Source organism: Paraburkholderia humisilvae, from assembly GCF_902859855.1.
GTDB classification, from domain to species: Bacteria; Pseudomonadota; Gammaproteobacteria; order Burkholderiales; family Burkholderiaceae; genus Paraburkholderia; species Paraburkholderia humisilvae.
The window spans coordinates 72,835-90,981 of sequence record NZ_CADIKH010000026.1; the positions used below are offsets into that span (position 1 = coordinate 72,835).

Sequence of the window (18,147 nt, forward strand, 5' to 3'; positions counted from 1 at the left end):
GCGTCACTCCTCCGCTTCTTCAGCATGCGGCGTCGTGAGACTGCGCCACAGCAGCACCGGGATGATCAACGTGAACACGATGACTTCCTTGTACGCGCTCGCCCAGAACGATGAATACGATTCGAGCAGCCCGACCAGCACGGAGCCGGCCGCCGCGAGCGGATAGCTGACCAGCCCGCCGATGATCGCGCCGACGAACCCCTTTAAACCGATCAGGAAACCCGAGTCGTAGTAGATCGTCGTCAACGGTGCGACAAGCATGCCGCACAACGCGCCGAGGCCCGCGGCGAGCGTCAATGCGAGACGTCCGGCCTGCGTCGGACCGATTCCGACCAGCTGCGCGCCGACGCGGTTCACCGATGTCGCGCGTAATGCCTTACCGGAAATCGAACGATCGAAGTACAGATACAGCGCGACAATCAACACGACAGCGGTGCCGATCACCCAGAGACTTTGCCCCGAGATCGCCAGCGTGCCGACGTTCCACGTCGCATCCGAGAACGCATGGGTGCGCGAGCCTTCCGCGCCGAACATCACAAGCCCGAGGCCGACCATCGCGAAGTGCACCGCCACCGACACGATCAGCAGCAACAGCGTCGGCGTCCCGGCGATCGGCTCAAACGCGAGCCGGTACACGAACGGTCCCATCGGAATGACGATTAGCAACGCCAGCGCGATCTGCACCATCATTGGCAGTGGCTGCATGAACAGGCCGCGCGTAACTGCGCACACGGCAATCGGGAACAGCAGATATTTGCCGGCGAGCGTGACGAGCGTGCGCGCCCCATGACGACATCGTTCGGGACGCCGAACGAGTCCGCCCGCTTCGACGACAAAGCATGCGGCGCCCATCGCAACCAGCATCCAGCAGGTGGCGGGAAACTTCTGTGACTGCAGCGCGGCCAACGTTAGCGCGCCGTATGAAACGAACTCCCCTTGCGGGATAAAGATCACGCGCGTGACTGAGAACACCAGCACTAGCGCGAGTGCAAGCAATGCGTAGATCGCGCCGGTCGTGATGCCGTCCTGCGCGAGGATCGTCGCGATTGATAGGTCCATACAAACTCGTCCTGGAGCGTCGAAAACCGAAGCGGGAAAAGCAAACGGAACAGCCGGAAGACCGAACGTGTCAGAACCGGCAGTGAAGCCTTGAAGGCTGATTCGTGCAGCAGGGGCGCAGCGCGTTCAACGCGCGGTTCGATCGCCACTGCTGCTGCGGCGGCCGCTGGTGCACCGACCCTCGCCGAGACCGACTATTGATGTGGCAGCGCCTGCCATTGTGCTTGATACGACGCTTGTTCGCCGCAGTTACGGCGCGTTCGTTCTAGTTCTTTGAGATGCTTTTGAGCCCGGACCGCGCTGCACGCAGGCAACAAAAAAGGCGCGTCGATGATCCGCACGCGCCTCTTTGCTCCGGAAGCTCCGACAGCCGATGTGACCTAGTCGGACACGAGTTTCCATTTCCCGTCGACGATCTGCACCATCACGCGCGCCCGCTGATCGAGGCCGGCGTGATCATTGACGCTCATGTTGAAAATGCCCTGCGATGCCGGCAAATCCTTGGTGTTCTCAAGCGCTGCGCGCAGCGCTTCGCGGAACGCCGGCGTACCCGGCTGCCCCTTCTTCAACGCGGTCGGAATCGCGCGCTGCAGCAGCAATCCAGCATCCCACATATGGCCGCCGAATGTCGACACCGAACCCGGGCCGAACGCCGCTTCGTACGCGTGCTTATACGTTAGTGCGGGCTGTTTGGCCGGATTCGAATCCGGCAGTTGATCCGCAACCAGCAGCGGCCCCGCCGGCAGATACGTGCCTTCGCAATCCTTGCCGCAGACGCGCAGGAAGTCGTTATTGGCGACGCCGTGCGTCTGGTAGTACTTCCCCTTGTAGCCACGTTCCCTTAGCGTTTTCTGCGGCAGCGCGGCGGGCGTGCCGGCGCCGGCGATCAGCACCGCATCCGGGTTCTGCACCATCATCTTCAGCACCTGGCCGGTCACCGATGTGTCGTTGCGCGCGAAGCGCTCGCTTGCGACGATCCTGATCTTCGCAAGCTCGGCGGCCCTGGAAAATTCCTTGAACCAGCTCTCGCCATAAGCATCGGCGAAACCGATGAACGCAACGGTCTTCACGCCATGACTGGCCATGTGCCGCGCAATCGCCGTCGCCATCAGAATGTCGTTTTGCGGCGTCTTGAAGACCCAGGCGCGCTTCGCATCCATCGGCTCGACAATCGCCGCCGCGGCCGCAAGCGAGATCATCGGCGTTTGCGTTTCGCTCGCGATGTCGATCATCGCAAGTGAATTCGGCACGACCGTGGAGCCGATCAGTGCATCGATATGATCTTCGCTGGTCAGCTTGCGTGCGTTCTTGACGGCCTGAGTGGAGTCCGTCGCATCGTCCAGCACGATGTAGTCGACTTTCTGCCCGGCGATCTCTTTGGGCAATAACGTGGTGGTGTTCTTCTCCGGGATACCGAGGGAGGCTGCCGGACCCGTCGCCGATACGGTAACGCCAATCTTCACGTCCGCTGCCGCCGGGCCGCTGTACGCCGCACTCAGGCCCGTCGCGACGAGTGCCGCGCTGATCCACCGCAATGCCGACTTCATTCCGCTCCTTTTGCCCGTGTTCGAAACGAAGTCGAAATAAAGGGCCGGTATAGAAGGGCCGACCCTATGGTCTGGCCGCTATCAAGGGAATCGCGAGTGTAGCGGAGCGTTGTTCGATGCGGCAAGCGTTTGCCGATCTGGACAAAGCGCGCGTAAAGCGGGGTTCGCACCCTCGTCGGCAGTCATGCAGCGGACGGAAATATTCTGCCGGGACGCGATTCAACGACGCGGCACACTGAATGTGCCGGAAAGAGGGCTACAAATAAAAAGCGCTGTTGGACCCAGTCCAACAGCGCTTTCGTGTGGGCGCTTAGCGCCTCATGTCTCCTCGTTCTCCACCTGCAAAATTCGGGTGCAGCAGAACTGTGTGAAGATTAAACAACCGGTCTTTTCCAAACAACTAGCATTTACCCTAGTGGTGCAGTTTCGCACCGCAATGGGGCGCGCTGTCGACACTTTAGGGCGCTCGCCGAGCGCACCCGATCGCTTCGCTTTTTATATCGGACGCCGAAACAACACACGAAGGCAGGAAGCGTTTCCACCCGCTTATGCCCTCAGCGGCTTCACCCGCGCGACGATCTCACCGACGATCCCGCGCCGGAACGCGAGCACGCACGCGATGAAGATCAGGCCCGTCACAATCGTGACCGACTCGCCGAGCGAGTGAAACCAGTCGATTCCGGTCGCCGACGCGATCCCGTTGCCGATGTCGCCGAGCCGGTCTTCAAGCGCGACGATCAGCGCGGCGCCAAGCAGCGGTCCAAACAGCGTGCCCATCCCACCGACCAGCGTCATCAGCACCACGAGGCCGGACATCGTCCAGTACGCGTCGCTCAGGGTTTCGAAGCCAAGCACCAGCACTTTGAGCGAACCGGCGAGGCCAGCGAGCCCGGCGGACAGCACGAATGCGAGCAGCTTGAAGCGGTTCGTGTCGTAGCCCAGTGAAATCGCCCGCGGCTCGTTCTCCTTGATCGCGATCAGCACCTGCCCGAACGGCGAGTGCACGATACGCACGATCAGCAGGAACGCGAGCACCATGACCAGCAGCACGACAAAGTACAGCGTGAGATCCGACGACAGATTGAGCAAACCGAACAGCTTGCCGCGCGGCACACCTTGCAGACCGTCCTCGCCATGCGTGAATGGCGCCTGCAGGAACACGAAGTAAACCATCTGTGCGAGCGCGAGCGTGACCATCGCAAAGTAGATGCCCTGCCGGCGGATCGCGAACAACCCGACGACGAGGCCGAGCAACGTCGCGGCTGCGGTGCCGGCCAGCACGCCGATTTCGGGCGTTGTGCCGAGCGTCTGGATCGCGTAGCCCGTCACATACCCGGCCGACGCGAGAAACATCGCATGCCCGAACGACAGCAGCCCCGTATAGCCGATCAAAAGATTGAACGCCGCCGCGAAGAGGGCGAAGCACAGCACTTTCATGACGAACACCGGATACGCACCTGCGAACGGCGCGACGATGAGCCCGATCAGCAGCAGCACGTAAAGCGCTTTTCTCTGCATCATTTTTCCTTGCCGAAGAGACCCGTCGGCCGCACCAGCAGCACGAGCGCCATGATCACGAACACGACTGTCGCCGATGCTTCCGGATAGAACACGCGCGTGAATCCCTCAATCACGCCGAGCACGAGGCCGGTCACAATCGAGCCCATGATCGAACCCATCCCACCGATCACGACGACCGCAAACACGGTGACGATGAACGGCTGCCCCATCAGCGGCGAGACCTGGATCACTGGCGCAGCGAGCACGCCCGCGAACCCCGCAAGCGCGACACCGAAGCCATAAGTGAGCGTGACCATTAGCGGCACGTTGACGCCAAATGCCTCGACTAGCTTCGGGTTTTCCGTGCCCGCGCGAAGATACGCGCCAAGGCGGGTCTTCTCGATCACGAACCACGTCGCGAAGCAGACGACCAGCGATGCGACGACCACCCACGCGCGATAGTTCGGCAGAAACATAAAGCCGAGATTGGTCGCACCGGACAGCGCAGCGGGCACGTCGTATGGTTGGCCGGACGCGCCATAGATCGAGCGGAACACGCCTTCGACGACAAGCGTGAGGCCAAATGTCAGCAACAGGCCATAGAGGTGATCGAGCTTGTACAGCCAGCGCAGCATCGATCGTTCGATCAGCATGCCGAACAATCCGACGATGATCGGTGCCAGCGCGATCATCACCCAGTACGGCAGGCCGAAATACGCAAGCCCCATCCATGTGAGCATCGCGCCCAGCATGAACAATGCTCCATGCGCGAAGTTGATCACGTTAAGCAAGCCGAAGATCACCGCGAGGCCCAAGCTCAGGATCGCGTAAAACGAGCCGTTCACGAGACCCAGCAGCAACTGGCTCAACATGGCCGGCAGCGGGATGCCAAAGATATCCATTGAACGCGTCGTCAAAGTGAAAGCGAAAGCGCACTGGGCGCATCGGACCCGCTTCGGCCCAATGCGCCCAGCACGCGGAACGTGCTCACCTGCCGCGTGCTATGCGCGCGGCAGGCAGTCACCGCCGGCGCTTATTTCCACAACGCACAGCGCGTTTCCTGCTTTGTCGTAAATGCCTGCTCGCCCGGAATCGTCGCCGTTATGTTGTAGTAGTCCCACGGCTCCTTCGACTCGGCCGGCGTCTTTACCTGCATCAGGTACATGTCATGGATGAAGCTGCCGTCCTGACGGATATAGCCCTTCCCGTAGAAGTCGTCGATCTTCGTCTTCTTCAATTGCGCCATCACCTTGTCCGGGTCGGTCGAACCGACCGCCTGCACCGCCTTCAGGTAGGTCATCGTTGCCGAGTAGTCGGCGGCCTGCAGACTGGACGGCATCTTTTTCATCTTGTCGAAGTAGCGCTGCGCCCACTTGCGCGTGTTCGGGTCCTTGTTCCAGTACCAGCTGTCCGTTGCAACGAGACCTTGCGTGGTCTCGAGCCCGAGGCTGTGGATATCGTCGATGAAGATCAGCAGCGCGGCGAGTTTCATCGTCTTCGTAATACCGAACTCCTTCGCGGCCTTGATCGAGTTGATCGTATCGCCGCCGGCATTGGCCAGGCCGAGAATCTGCGCCTTCGACGCTTGCGCCTGCAGCAGGAACGACGAGAAATCCGATGCGGATAGCGGATGCCGCACTTCGCCGAGCACCTGGCCGCCGTTCGCCTTCACGACATCCGCCGTGTTCTTTTCGAGCGCCTTGCCAAACGCGTAATCGGCCGTGAGGAAATACCACGTCTTGCCGCCCTGCTTCGTGATCGCGGAGCCAGTGCCTTTTGCGAGCGCCGTCGTGTCGTACGCGTAGTGAACCGTGTACGGCGTGCATTGCTCGTTGGTCAGCGTGTCGGCGCCCGCGCCGATGTTGATGTACACCTTGTGCTTCTCGCCCGCGACCTGGTTGGTCGACAGCGCGGTGGCCGAGTTCGTGCCGCCGATCACCGCGTCGACGCCGTCGCGGTCGAACCACTCCCGTGCGCGCGATGCGGCGATGTCGGCCTTGTTCTGGTGGTCCGCGTAGAGAATCTGGATCGGTTTGCCGTTCACCTTGCCGCCGAAATCCGCGACTGCCATACGAATCGCTTCGAGGCCGCCCTGGCCATCGATATCCGCATAAAGCCCCGACATGTCCGTGATGAAGCCGATCTTGACGGCGTCATCGGCTGCCCGCGCGCTGCCCACGGTCAGCGCGATACCGGCCGCCGCCGCGCAACACAATGTGGTCAGGCGCGCGAGAGTCTTCCTTTTCATGTATGTCTCCTTCGTTCTGCGTTGTGGTTATCAGAGGCAATGTGTGCTGCGCGAGCGGCCCGAAAAGCGTCTGCGCCGTTCACACCCCGAGCAGGTCATGCAGGACCGGCATCTTGCTTTCGAGCTCCTTCGCACCGAAATGTTCGACGATACGGCCGTGCTCCATCACATAGAAACGGTCCGCCAGCGGCGCGGCGAAGCGGAAATTCTGTTCGACCATCACGATCGTGTAGCCGCGCGCCTTCAGCGTGACGATCATCCGCGCGAGCGCCTGCACGATCACCGGCGCAAGTCCTTCCGAAATTTCGTCGAGCAGCAGCAGGTGCGCGCCGGTGCGCAGAATGCGCGCGACCGCCAGCATCTGTTGCTCGCCGCCCGACAGCCGCGTCCCCTGGCTCATCCGGCGCTCGTGCAGATTCGGAAACATCTCGTAGATTTCGCCGAGCGACATCATGTGCGCCGGATCGCCCACTGGCGGCGGCAACAGCAGGTTTTCCTCACAGGAGAGACTCGAAAAGATGCCGCGCTCCTCGGGGCAATAGCCGATACCGCAATGCGCGATTCGGTGCGTGGCCAGGTCGATCGTCTCGCGGCCGTCGATGCGGATCGAACCCGTGCGCCGGCCGGTGAGACCCATGATGGCGCGCAAGGTCGTGGTGCGCCCGGCGCCGTTGCGGCCGAGCAGTGTGACGACCTCGCCGGGCGCCACCGTCAGGTCGACGCCGTGCAGGATATGCGACTCGCCGTACCACGCCTGCAGCCCGGCGATCTCGAGCGCGGGCTGCGCGCTTATCGACCCGTTCGTCGCGGTGTTCTCGTTCTCGGTCACCGTGCTCATGCATGGGCTCCGGCCAGCGTGGCATCGGCACTGCCCATGTAGGCCTGCGTCACGAGCGGGTTCTTCGACACCTCGGCGTACGTCCCTTCCGCCAGCACTTCACCGCGTTGCAAGACCGTGATCGTGTCCGAGATGCCGGCAATCACATTCATGTTGTGCTCGACCATCAGGATCGTGCGGCCCGTCGATACTTTTTTGATCAATGCGGTCACACGATCCACGTCTTCATGGCCCATCCCTTGCGTCGGTTCGTCGAGCAGCATCAGCTCGGGCTCCATCGCGAGCGTCGTCGCGATTTCGAGCGCGCGTTTGCGGCCATAGGACAGTTCGACTGTGGGCACGTCGGCGAAATCGGCAAGGCCGACTTGTGTCAGCAAATCCAGCGCGTTGTCGTCGAGCTGGCGTAGCGTGCGCTCGCTCTTCCAGAAATGGAACGCGGTGCCCAATGCGCGCTGCAAGCCGATCCGCACGTTCTGCAATGCGGTCAAATGTGGGAAAACCGCGGAAATCTGAAACGAGCGAATGATGCCGCGCCGCGCGATCTGCGCCGGACGCTCGCCCGTGATGTCGATGCCATTGAAGACGATCTGCCCCGCGGTCGGTTCGAGAAACTTGGTGAGCAGATTGAAGCAGGTGGTCTTGCCCGCGCCGTTTGGTCCGATCAGCGCATGAATCGAGCCACGGCGCACCCGCAGGTTGACGCCGTTGACCGCAGTAAAACCTTTGAACTCCCTCGTGAGCCCGCGCGTTTCGAGTATCGTATCGCCGAGAATCATGTTCCCTTCCATGCGAAGTAAGGCGAAGCACTACGGTAATCCGCGCAGAACTTGCGCAAGGTCGGATGGCGGTAAAACCCCCGTTGCCGTTCGTGACGTGATGCACCAATACGAACGGCAAGCCATGCCGCGCTACGCAGCATGGCTGCCATTGTCGCGCCAATGATGCAGCGCATTCATTGGGATTTGCACTAAGTACGCGGCGACTATCCGGTGCATGCATCCCGCACTGGTGCGCCGCCGCGAATATGACACTGTCACGCGACCGACATGGGCGTGCTCACTGCGGGTGTGGGTTCGTTCGACATCGTGCTGCGTTGCGCGCGTCGATCGGCACGGATCATTTCGCTTGCGCGCTCCGCGATCATCAACGTCGGCGAGTTCGTATTGCCCGATGTAATGACAGGCATCACCGATGCGTCGACCACGCGTAAGCCTTCGACACCGATCACGCGCAACCGGGTATCGACCACTGCTGCGGGATCGTCGGTTGTGCCCATCCGGCAGGTGCCGACCGGATGAAAGATCGTCGTGCCGACATTGCCGGCTGCACGTTGCAACTCTTCTTCTGTCTGGAACTGCATGCCGGGCAGAATCTCCTGCGGCGAGTAGCGCGCAAGCGCGGGCGCCGCGACGATACGGCGCGTCAGACGCAGTGCATTCGCGGCGACGTGCCGGTCATAGTCGGTCGACAGATAGTTGGGGGCGATCAGCGGCGGTGCATGCGGGTCTGGCGACCCGATGTGAATGCTGCCGCGCGAAGTCGGCCGCACGTGACAAACCGAAGCGGTAAACGCGTTGAAACGATGCAACGGTTCGCCGAAGCGTTCGAGCGACAGTGGCTGTACGTGATATTCGAGGTCGGGACGCGTGATCGACTGGTCGGCAGGGTCCGACTTCGCAAATGCGCCGAGCTGCGACGGCGCCATCGACATCGGGCCGCTTTGCAGCAGCAGATACTGCAGCCCGATCACCAGCTTGCCCCACCAGTGCGCGGAAGTCGTATTCAGCGTGCGCACACCACGCACTTGATAAGCCATCCTCAATTGCAGATGGTCTTGCAGGTTCTCGCCGACCCCGCGCAAATCCTGAACGACGTCGATGCCGAGGTCTTGCAGACGCGCCCCGTTGCCGACACCGGACAGCTCGAGCAATTGAGGCGAATTCACCGCGCCGGCGCTCAGGATCACTTCGCATTTTGCTTTTGCGATGTAATCCACCTCATTGCCGCGATACTCGACACCGACGCAGCGCTTGCCGTCGAACACGAGGCGCTCGGTATGCGCACCGGTGATGATGGTCAGATTCGGGCGGCCCATCGCAGGCCTCAGGAATGCCTTTGACGCATTCCAGCGAATGCCGTGCCTCTGATTCACGTCGAAATAACCGACGCCACAGTTATCGCCGCGATTGAAGTCGTCGGTCGCGGGAATCCCCGTTTCCTGCGCCGCGTGCGAAAACGTTTCGAGTATTTTCCATTTGAGGCGCTGCTTTTCGACGCGCCATTGTCCGCCCGCGCCGTGCCACTGGTTCGCCCCGCCGTGATGGTCTTCGCTGCGCTTGAAGACCGGCAACACCGCGTCCCACGACCACGACGGGTCGTTTGTCACGCGCGCCCATGCGTCGTAGTCCTCACGCTGGCCGCGCATGTAAATCATTCCGTTGATCGACGAACTGCCTCCGAGCACTCTGCCGCGCGGATACGACAGCACGCGGCCATTCAGACCCGGTTCGGGACAAGTCTTGTAGAGCCAGTCCGTGCGCGGATTGCCGATGCAATACAGGTATCCGACTGGCACGTGAATCCAGTGGTAATCGTCCTTCCCACCGGCCTCAAGCAGCAGCACCGACACGTCGCGATCCTGGCTCAGACGGTTTGCGAGCACGCATCCCGCCGTGCCCGCGCCAATCACGATGTAATCGAATTCGCCTTCGACGGTTCGGGCGCGCGCCGTCTGGGCGGCTGCCGATGATGCGTTGGTTGTGGTCATCGTTGGTCTCCTTTTGCAATCCCGCGCACCATCCGGGGTGTTCGCGCTTTCACTTCGAATCAAATGACACGCTGCCGCTTCGGCTTATTTCGCCACCGGCATCGCGAACTCGGCGCCTTTCGCGATGCTGTCCGGCCAGCGCTGCATGATGCTCTTGTAGCGCGTGTAGAATCGCACGCCTTCTTCGCCGTATGCGTTGTGATCGCCGAACAGCGAGCGCTTCCAGCCGCCGAACGAATGCCAGGCCATCGGCACCGGAATCGGCACGTTGATCCCGACCATGCCGATCTGGATCTGCCGCGAGAATGCGCGAGCCACTCCGCCGTCAGTCGTAAAGCACGACACGCCGTTGGCAAACTCGTTTCGGTTGATCAGTTCAACTGCCGAAGCAAAGTCGGGCACGCGCACGACGCACAGCACCGGCCCGAAGATCTCGTCGCAATAGATCGACATATCGGTCTTCACGTGATCGAACAGCGAGCCGCCGAGGAAGAAGCCTTGTTCACGACCGGCCACTTCATGATCGCGGCCATCGACGACCAGCGTCGCGCCTTCCTTCACGCCGGCGTCGACATAGCCCGTCACCTTCGCGCGATGCGCGCCCGTGACGAGCGGACCCATCTCGGCCGCCGGGTCCATACCGTTTGCGATCTTCAGCGCTTTCACGCGCGGCGTCAGACGGTCGACCAGTTCGTCGGCGATATGACCGACCGCCACCGCGACCGAGATCGCCATACAGCGTTCGCCGGCCGAACCATATGCGGCGCCGATCAATGCGTCGACCGCCTGATCCATGTCCGCATCCGGCATCACGACGAGGTGATTCTTTGCACCGCCGAGCGCCTGCACGCGCTTGCCGTGCTTCGTGCCCTCCGTATAGATGTACTCCGCGATCGGCGTCGAGCCGACAAACGACACCGCGCTGATATCCGGATGCACGAGCAACGCATCGACTGCCACCTTGTCGCCGTGCACGACATTGAACACGCCGTCGGGCAAGCCGGCTTCCTTCAGCAATTCGGCCAGCCGGACCGACGCGGACGGGTCGCGCTCCGACGGCTTCAGCACAAACGTGTTGCCGCATGCGATCGCGACCGGGAACATCCAGCACGGCACCATCATCGGAAAGTTGAACGGTGTAATGCCGGCCACGACGCCTAGTGGCTGGCGCAGATTCCAGTTATCGATGCCGCCGCCGATCTGATCGGTGAAATCGGTCTTCAGCAGGTTCGGAATGCCGCATGCGAATTCGACGACTTCGATGCCGCGAATCACCTCGCCCTTCGCATCGGAGAACACCTTGCCGTGCTCCCGCGTGATCAGTTCGGCGAGCTCGTCATGATGCTTGTCGAGCAGCTCCTTGAACTTGAACAACACCCGCGCGCGCTTGATCGGCGCGGTTTCGCTCCACGCGGGAAACGCCGCCTTCGCCGCGGCGACCGCCGCGTCCACTTCGGCGACGCTCGCGAGCGGCACGCGCAGCGCCACGCTGCCGAGCGCCGGATTGAACACGTCGCCGAAGCGCCCGCTCGTACCTTCGACCGCGCGTCCGTTGATCGCATGCGTCAGTGCGCGCAGGCGCGAAGGGTTTTGATCTGTCTCGCTCATGTTTTCCTCGTCGAAAAAGTCGATGAATGCGGCTCGTTGGCGCGCTTATGACCTGCCGCTTATGACCGGCAATACACCGAAGCGTAATCGCGTTCCGGATGCGAAATCCAATGAGTATTGCTCAATTGCGATATAAGCTGCGCTAATATCAGCGGATGGACCTGACACTGCTTAGGGCATTTGCGACAGTCGCGCGCGAGGGTAATCTGACGCGCGCCGCCGCGCAGCTGCATCTGACCCAACCCGCCGTCAGCCTGCAGATCAAACATCTGCAGGAGGCCCTTGGCGTGACGCTATTTACGCGCTCGTCGCACGGTCTGACGTTGACCCGCGACGGCCAGGCGCTGCTGCCGCACGCGGAACGCGCGCTCGCCGCCGCCGGCGACGTGGAGCGCGCCGCGGCGACATTACGCCACGAAGTGCGCGGCCGGCTGCGCATCGGCACGATCCTCGATCCTCAATTTCTACGCCTCGGCGGCTTTTTGCGCCAGTTGGTGGAAACCTGGCCGCATATCGAAACCGCCTTGCGGCACGGCATGTCGGGCTGGGTGCTCGAGCAGGTTCGCGCGGGCGAACTCGATGTCGGCTACTACATCGGCCAGCCCGCCGATGATGACCCACGCGACGCGGCGATCTTCCATACGCTGACGCTGATCCGCTTCCAATACCGCGTGCTGGCGCCGGCCGGCTGGAAAGACCGCGTGAAAGCGGCGCACGACTGGCGCGCGCTCGCCGCGCTGCCATGGATCTGGGCGCCGCCGGCGTCGGTGCACAACCGGCTGCTGTCGCGGCGCTTTGCCGCAGCAGGCGTCAAACCCGTGAAGGTCGCCGAGGTGGATCAGGAGCAGTCGATGCTCGATCTGGTCAAATCCGGAGTCGGGCTTTCGCTGGCGCGCGATGCGACGGCGCTCGCCGAGGCCCATGCGCACGCGTTGACGATCGTCGAAGGGATCACCGTTCCGACCGAACTCAGTTTCATCACGCTAGCCGCGCGCAAGGATCAACCTGCGATTGCAGCCGCATTGAAGCTGATCGACGCGCAGTGGGCGATATGAGCGACGCTCATGTCAGTTGCGGATGTCCGCCGCGTCAACGCGGGGTCACGCGCTTTTTGCTAGATTGTCGGTTCCCCGTCTTCTGCCGCTCTCCCGTTTTCTCCCGTTTGGCCCTTCGTCCGGTATCCGGCACGCATTGATCTGCGCAAACGCAGATCGCCGCCGTCCGCGCTCGATGGACTCCGGGACGTTCGTGCTTTTTGTCTGTCAACCGCCGACTCTCTCAACAGGAGCTCTACATGGCCCGCAACATCGAAATCAAAGCCCGCGCCCCCCAGTTCGACTTGCTTCGCGAGCGCGCCGCCGCCCTTTCGCCTGATGCTCCGTTGATCTTCCGACAGCAGGACAGCTTCTACGACGTGCCGCGCGGCCGCCTGAAGCTGCGCCAGTTCGACGACGGCACGCCAGCCGAACTGATCTTCTATCAGCGCGACGACCGCGACGGTCCAAAGGTTTCGTATTACACGAGAAGCCCGGTGACCAATGCCGACGCGATGCACGCGCTGCTCGCGACCGCGTTGACGACGCGTTGCGTCATATCGAAGGAACGGCATGTGTATCTGGTGGGCCGCACGCGGATCCATCTGGATCGCGTCGATGGGCTCGGCGACTTCATCGAGCTCGAAGTCGTGCTCGCGCAGGACGACGACGAAGAAGGCGGCGAAGCCGAAGCTCACGCCATGTTCAGGAAGCTGGGTGTGCCGGAGTCGGATCTGGTGGCGGTCGCTTATGTCGACCTGCTGAATCCGGTGCAGGAGCCGTTGAAGGTAGCCTGAGCGGCGCCGGGCGCAGCCGGCCATTTCGGCTATTCGGCCGCGGTGCCCGGCGACAGATGCCCGAGCGGCAATGGCCCATTGCGCTTGAACGTGGTCAGCACGATGTTCGAGCGCACGCTATCGACCCCGGGCACGCGCATCAGTTTCTTCATCACGAACGCGGACAGCGCGGTCAGATCCGGCGCGACGATGCGCAATAAATAGTCCGCATCGCCGACCACCGCGTGACATTCGAGCACTTCCGGCAACGCGTCGATCTGCTGCTGAAACTGTTCGATGATCGAATCGCCGTGGTGCTTGAGCTTCAGGCTCGTGAACGCGGTCACGCCAAGACCCAGCTTTTCGGGCCGCAGCACGACGCGATACCCGTCGACGACGCCGATCGCCTCAAGCCGCTGCAAGCGCCGGCCGATCTGCGAGGGCGACAGCGGCACCTGCTCGCCAAGCTGCTGATGGGTCGCGCGACCGAAGCGCTGGAGCACATCGAGCAGCGCGAGATCGAAATGATCGAGCTCCATCATAGAATTTCCCCGCATATTCCGCCGATTTAACGCGCAATTATCGCATCGGATCAAGCCAGCGAGCGTTCGCGCGCCACACCTGCCGCATTGCCCAGCTCACTGCAGGGTATTTTCTTCCGTGAAAGAATAGAACGGTCTTATACGATGGGCTGATGCCCCGGAGACTCGCCGATGAGCCGCAAATTAAGCCCCGACGAACGTGCTGCGCAACTGCGCGAGTTGAAGGACTGGCAAAGCGCCGCGAATCGCGATGCAATCGAGCGAAATATCGAGTTCGCCGACTTCAACGAAGCATTCGGCTTCATGACGCGCGTGGCCATCAAGGCCCAGGAAATGGATCACCATCCGGAATGGTTCAATGTCTACAACAAGGTGCGAATCACGCTGTCGACGCATGACGCGAACGGCATTACCGGGCGGGATGTCGAACTCGCACGCTTTATCGATAGCGTCGTGAACCGTGACTGATCATTCATCCGCGTCGCATGCGGTGAAAGGATTTTGGAGGTATTCAGGCCACCAAACCTTCACTTCTAAAGGCCATTCTTAAGGCGAACGTAAGAGTTCCAAGCGTCCCGTGCAGCCCCGTCCAACGCTTCCTGCGACACCAGGTGCTGTCGCTGTACAATCATCAACGCATATGGCTTGGAGAGCGCGTTTGCCTCCTCGCACAGTGCCAGTTCGTCGCCTTTTGAAGGTGAACGGGCACGCCAGAAGTTGATTGCGGCTTCGAGTTCGTTGATCGTGATTTCGGACATGACTTTCGTGATCATCCCCGCCGCGGCATGCGGCGGCCTCCTGTGTAGCAGGCGCACCGGCGAACCGCGTGCCTGACATGCCTAACCCATTGTACTTGAGCGAAACCCATGCGACTCCTTCTGATTGAAGATGACCGCCCCATCGCACGCGGCATCCAAAGCAGCCTCGAACAAGCCGGCTTCACGGTCGACATGGTCCACGACGGCATCTTTGCCGAACAGGCTCTCACGCAAAACCGTCACGAGCTCGTGATCCTCGATCTGGGCTTGCCCGGCATCGATGGCATGACGTTGCTGTCGCGGTTTCGCCAGAGCAACCGGCATACGCCGGTCATCGTGCTGACCGCCCGCGACGAATTGAACGACCGTGTGCAAGGCCTGAACTCCGGCGCGGACGACTATATGCTGAAGCCGTTCGAACCCGCCGAGCTCGAGGCGCGCATCCGCGCCGTGATGCGCCGCAGCGGCCCGCACGGCGATATGCCGCGCCCGGAAGTGTCGCTCGGCGGCGTGCGCCTGTCGGGCGTCGATCGTCGCATCTTCAATGACGACAAGCCGCTCGAGTTGTCGCCGCGCGAGTTCGCGGTACTCGAAATGCTGCTGCTGCGTCATGGCCGCGTGGTCAGCAAGGCGCAACTGCAGGATCACCTGACGCACTTCGGCGGCGATCTCGGCGACACCGCGATCGAAGTCTATGTCCACCGGGTCCGCAAAAAGCTCGAAAACTGCCGCGTCGAGATCGTCACGGTGCGCGGTTTCGGTTATTTGCTGCAAGAGATCCGTCAGGCTGCATAATGGCTGCATGACCGCAGTCGCCTGACGGCCTGGCGACGCGCATTGCGCGAGTGCCGGTTTGGCCCGTCCGCCGCCGGCACCGCAAGCGTGTCCCAGACGTCAGGCGCCCTGCACCGCGCCGTGCTTCACGTCAACACGGCGACGTGAACCCGCCGGCGGTGCTTTGCCGCCGTTCATGGGTGTAACGGGCCCGCGGTCGACGCCCGCGGGTTATTTCTCGCGGTTCTTCGCCGTATTTGTTCTTTCGCGGGTTCGAGCATGTCCTATCCGGCCGCGAACAGTCTGCGCCGCTCGTTGCTGCGCCGCCTCGCCGCTCCTTTGTCGCTGCTCGCGCTGATGAGCGGCCTGATCGCGTACTGGCTCGCGTGGCAATACACGCAGCATGTCGTCGACCGGTCGCTGGCCGATCTGGCGACCGCGATTTCCAAGCAGATCCAGATCGCCGGCCCCAACGCGCGCATCGCCGTGCCGCCGCTCGCGCAGGCGATGTTCTCGGACCCGGTCGAGCATCTCGTCTACCGGATCAGCAACGGCGACACCGAGATCGCCGGCGATCCGAACCTGCCGCTGCAAGGCACCAGCGTGCGGCGCATGCACTACGCCTATGTATTCGAAACGGAGCACAACGGCGTGACGGTACGCGTTGCGCAGGTGCGCGTCGATCAGCCGGTTGGCAACCCAATCGTGATCGAAGTCGGCCAACCGGTGCGGCATCGCTTCCGGATCGCCGCCGAATTCCTGATCGCGATCATGATGCCGCTGCTGCTGCTGCTGCTCGCGGGCTGGGTGATCGTCTGGCGCGTCGTGAACCAGCAGCTGAATCCGCTCACCGACCTCGCCGATTCGCTGAACCGGCAGACCCACACATCGCTGGAACCGGTCGACGAAACCTACGTGCCGGTCGAAATCCGGCCGCTGACCGGTGCACTCAACGGTCTGCTCGACCGCCTGAAAGCCGCACTCGATTCGCAACGCAAATTTATCGCGGATGCGGCGCATCAATTGCGCACGCCGCTCACCGCGGTGAAGCTGCACGCGGAGCAAGCCGCGGTCGCGCGCGACCCGCAACAGACACTCGCCGCAGTTCGTGAACTGCGCGCCGCGGCGGACCGCGCGGTGCGGCTATCGAACCAGTTGCTGTCGCTCGCGCGCGCGGAGCCGGGTGAACAGGCCGCGCGCTTCGTTAATATCGACATCGCCGCGCTCGCCTTCGATACAGGCGCCGAATGGGTGCCGCGCGCACTCGCCGTACATGTCGACCTTGGCTTCCAGCGTCTCGACGATCCATCGAATGACCGCCCGCTTATTGCGCGCGGCAATCCGGTGCTGCTGCGCGAAGTGATTGCGAACCTGCTCGACAATGCGCTGAAGTATGTGCCGCTCTCGCGCCTGCATGGCGGCCGCATCACGATGACCGTCGAACAGATGGTGATCGACGGCATAAGCATGGCGGAGCTGACTGTCGACGACAACGGTCCTGGCGTGCCGGCGACCCAGCAGCCGGATCTCTTCAAGCGGTTCTTCCGCGGTGACCGGCATGGCGAGACACTAAGCGGCGTGGACGGTGGCGCGGGTCTCGGGCTTGCGATCGTCCATGACATCATGGTGCTGCACCACGGCAGCGTGCATTACGAAGACGCGCCCGAAGGCGGCGCGCGTTTCATCGTGCGGATTCCGATCGTACTTGGCACGACCCGGCGCGATCCGGACAAGGATCAGGCCAACACGGACGCTAGCCGCGCGGAGCGCGGCGTACCCGAAGCGACGTCCGAGGCGACGGCCCCTCAGGATGCAAAAAAATCGGCGCATAACGCGCCGATCGATCTATAACCGCAGTGACCATTCAAGCGGCAGTGAAACGGCGGCGAACTGGTGAACGGCCCGCTGCAGGCCCGTCGCCAATGGTCACTTCTTTTTCTTCTTGCTTTTCTTTTCCTTCGCGTCCTTTTCCGCCGGTGCGAGCATCGTGCCGCGGCACTTGCGCGCACCACACCGGCATTCGTATTCGCGCTTGAGCTTCTTGGTCTGGCGCGCGTCGATGACGAGCCCATAGTCGTAAAACAGCTCTTCGCCGGCTTCGATATCGCGAATCGCCGCGATATACACGTGCCCGTCGATCTCTTCCGCTTCGCAATTCGGCGCGCATGAGTGATTGATCCAGCGCGCGCTATTGCCGTTGACCTTGCCGTCGATCACGCCGCCATTGTCGAGCGCGAAGTAAAACGTGTGATTCGGTTCGTCCGGATTATGCGGATGACGCCGCAGAGCCTCTTTCCACGAGATCCGCTCCCCCTTGTATTCGATCAGGCGCTCGCCCGTGGTGATCGGTTCGAGGGCAAACACGCCTTTGCCATGAACGCCCGATTGGCGCACGGCGATCCTGCGTGAACTCATTGAATGAATCCTTCTTAAAACCTAAGGTGGACTTCCCGTCTGTTCCGGCTCTTGCGGGCCTTGACCGGTTCCTGATACCCGATTGCATGACCTCGCTCTGTTCGTGCGCCGCTGCTACCCGATCAGCCCCGCACGGCCTCGCGCCGCTTTCCTGACCTGGATAGCAAACGCGGCGCCTTGCTGGCGCCGCGTCGACTGGTGATGCGCAACCGCATCACAACCGGCATCGTACACGTTCGGGACGGCTTCGTTCAAGCGTCGGCGCATGCCGTGCGCCGCTT

Annotated in this window: 18 protein-coding genes; 5 read left to right on the forward strand and 13 right to left on the reverse strand. The window is 62.2% G+C overall.

All coding sequences use genetic code 11. The features are described 5' to 3' along the window. Nucleotides 1-3 precede the first annotated feature (3 nt). The 9 genes from HV796_RS25030 to HV796_RS25070 all read right to left on the reverse strand — a co-directional run bounded on the left by HV796_RS25030 (nucleotide 4) and on the right by HV796_RS25070 (nucleotide 11,567). A complete protein-coding gene (locus HV796_RS25030) occupies nucleotides 4-1,059 on the reverse strand; it encodes a branched-chain amino acid ABC transporter permease (RefSeq protein ID WP_175229190.1) in 1,056 nt (351 codons plus the stop codon). 380 nt (nucleotides 1,060-1,439) lie between these two features. Beyond that, nucleotides 1,440-2,606 carry an ABC transporter substrate-binding protein gene (locus HV796_RS25035; protein WP_175229191.1) on the reverse strand — a complete coding sequence of 389 codons (1,167 nt, stop codon included), beginning with the start codon at nucleotides 2,604-2,606 and terminating at the stop codon, nucleotides 1,440-1,442. A 546-nt stretch (nucleotides 2,607-3,152) separates the two neighbouring features. Next, the gene (locus HV796_RS25040) at nucleotides 3,153-4,124 is read right to left on the reverse strand and encodes a branched-chain amino acid ABC transporter permease (RefSeq protein WP_175229221.1); all 972 of its coding nucleotides are present in this window, start codon (nucleotides 4,122-4,124) and stop codon (nucleotides 3,153-3,155) included. Continuing rightward, nucleotides 4,124-5,008 carry a branched-chain amino acid ABC transporter permease gene (locus HV796_RS25045; protein ID WP_175229192.1) on the reverse strand — a complete coding sequence of 295 codons (885 nt, stop codon included), beginning with the start codon at nucleotides 5,006-5,008 and terminating at the stop codon, nucleotides 4,124-4,126. The genes HV796_RS25040 and HV796_RS25045 overlap by 1 nt, the downstream gene beginning before the upstream one ends. Before the next feature lie 131 nt (nucleotides 5,009-5,139). Beyond that, nucleotides 5,140-6,354, reverse strand: coding sequence for an ABC transporter substrate-binding protein (locus tag HV796_RS25050; protein ID WP_175229193.1), 1,215 nt, complete (start codon nucleotides 6,352-6,354; stop codon nucleotides 5,140-5,142). A 79-nt stretch (nucleotides 6,355-6,433) separates the two neighbouring features. Then, complete coding sequence (locus tag HV796_RS25055) at nucleotides 6,434-7,192, reverse strand: ABC transporter ATP-binding protein (RefSeq protein WP_175229194.1); 759 nt, start codon at nucleotides 7,190-7,192, stop codon at nucleotides 6,434-6,436. Next, nucleotides 7,189-7,968 carry an ABC transporter ATP-binding protein gene (locus HV796_RS25060; protein WP_175229195.1) on the reverse strand — a complete coding sequence of 260 codons (780 nt, stop codon included), beginning with the start codon at nucleotides 7,966-7,968 and terminating at the stop codon, nucleotides 7,189-7,191. The genes HV796_RS25055 and HV796_RS25060 overlap by 4 nt, the downstream gene beginning before the upstream one ends. Nucleotides 7,969-8,225: 257 nt before the next feature. Further along, the gene (locus HV796_RS25065; RefSeq protein WP_175229196.1) at nucleotides 8,226-9,959 is read right to left on the reverse strand and encodes a GMC family oxidoreductase; all 1,734 of its coding nucleotides are present in this window, start codon (nucleotides 9,957-9,959) and stop codon (nucleotides 8,226-8,228) included. Nucleotides 9,960-10,043: 84 nt separating this feature from the next. Continuing rightward, nucleotides 10,044-11,567: a CoA-acylating methylmalonate-semialdehyde dehydrogenase gene (locus HV796_RS25070; protein ID WP_175229197.1), complete on the reverse strand. Its 1,524-nt coding sequence runs from the start codon at nucleotides 11,565-11,567 to the stop codon at nucleotides 10,044-10,046. Between the two features lie 155 nt (nucleotides 11,568-11,722). On the opposite strand from HV796_RS25070, the gene HV796_RS25075 reads away from it, so the two are divergent. Both HV796_RS25075 and HV796_RS25080 read left to right on the forward strand, forming a co-directional pair. Further along, nucleotides 11,723-12,622 (forward strand): LysR family transcriptional regulator, encoded by a 900-nt coding sequence (locus tag HV796_RS25075; protein ID WP_175229198.1) that lies wholly within the window; start codon nucleotides 11,723-11,725, stop codon nucleotides 12,620-12,622. Between the two features lie 239 nt (nucleotides 12,623-12,861). Further along, on the forward strand, nucleotides 12,862-13,398 hold the full coding sequence (locus HV796_RS25080) for a class IV adenylate cyclase (RefSeq protein ID WP_175229199.1): 537 nt from the start codon (nucleotides 12,862-12,864) through the stop codon (nucleotides 13,396-13,398). A gap of 29 nt (nucleotides 13,399-13,427) precedes the next feature. On the opposite strand, the gene HV796_RS25085 is transcribed toward HV796_RS25080, so the two are convergent. Then, the gene (locus HV796_RS25085) at nucleotides 13,428-13,919 is read right to left on the reverse strand and encodes an Lrp/AsnC family transcriptional regulator (protein WP_175229200.1); all 492 of its coding nucleotides are present in this window, start codon (nucleotides 13,917-13,919) and stop codon (nucleotides 13,428-13,430) included. 171 nt (nucleotides 13,920-14,090) lie between these two features. Here HV796_RS25085 and HV796_RS25090 point away from each other — a divergent pair, with 171 nt between their 5' ends. Next, nucleotides 14,091-14,387, forward strand: coding sequence for a 4a-hydroxytetrahydrobiopterin dehydratase (locus tag HV796_RS25090; protein ID WP_175229201.1), 297 nt, complete (start codon nucleotides 14,091-14,093; stop codon nucleotides 14,385-14,387). A 65-nt stretch (nucleotides 14,388-14,452) separates the two neighbouring features. Here HV796_RS25090 and HV796_RS25095 read toward each other — a convergent pair whose 3' ends face one another. Beyond that, a complete protein-coding gene (locus tag HV796_RS25095) occupies nucleotides 14,453-14,677 on the reverse strand; it encodes a DUF3717 domain-containing protein (protein ID WP_175229202.1) in 225 nt (74 codons plus the stop codon). Nucleotides 14,678-14,785: 108 nt separating this feature from the next. Between HV796_RS25095 and HV796_RS25100 the strand changes: the two genes are divergently transcribed. Together HV796_RS25100 and HV796_RS25105 are read left to right on the forward strand one after the other, a co-directional pair. Next, nucleotides 14,786-15,472: a response regulator transcription factor gene (locus HV796_RS25100; RefSeq protein ID WP_074262960.1), complete on the forward strand. Its 687-nt coding sequence runs from the start codon at nucleotides 14,786-14,788 to the stop codon at nucleotides 15,470-15,472. A gap of 258 nt (nucleotides 15,473-15,730) precedes the next feature. Beyond that, entirely contained in the window at nucleotides 15,731-17,302 is a 1,572-nt protein-coding gene (locus HV796_RS25105; protein WP_175229203.1) for a sensor histidine kinase, read from the forward strand. A gap of 75 nt (nucleotides 17,303-17,377) precedes the next feature. Here the strand turns inward: HV796_RS25105 and HV796_RS25110 are convergent, their stop codons facing one another. After that, nucleotides 17,378-17,866 carry an SET domain-containing protein gene (locus tag HV796_RS25110; RefSeq protein ID WP_175229204.1) on the reverse strand — a complete coding sequence of 163 codons (489 nt, stop codon included), beginning with the start codon at nucleotides 17,864-17,866 and terminating at the stop codon, nucleotides 17,378-17,380. Nucleotides 17,867-17,980: 114 nt separating this feature from the next. Continuing rightward, the gene (locus tag HV796_RS25115; RefSeq protein WP_175229205.1) at nucleotides 17,981-18,121 is read right to left on the reverse strand and encodes a hypothetical protein; all 141 of its coding nucleotides are present in this window, start codon (nucleotides 18,119-18,121) and stop codon (nucleotides 17,981-17,983) included. Between the last annotated feature and the right edge of the window lie 26 nt (nucleotides 18,122-18,147).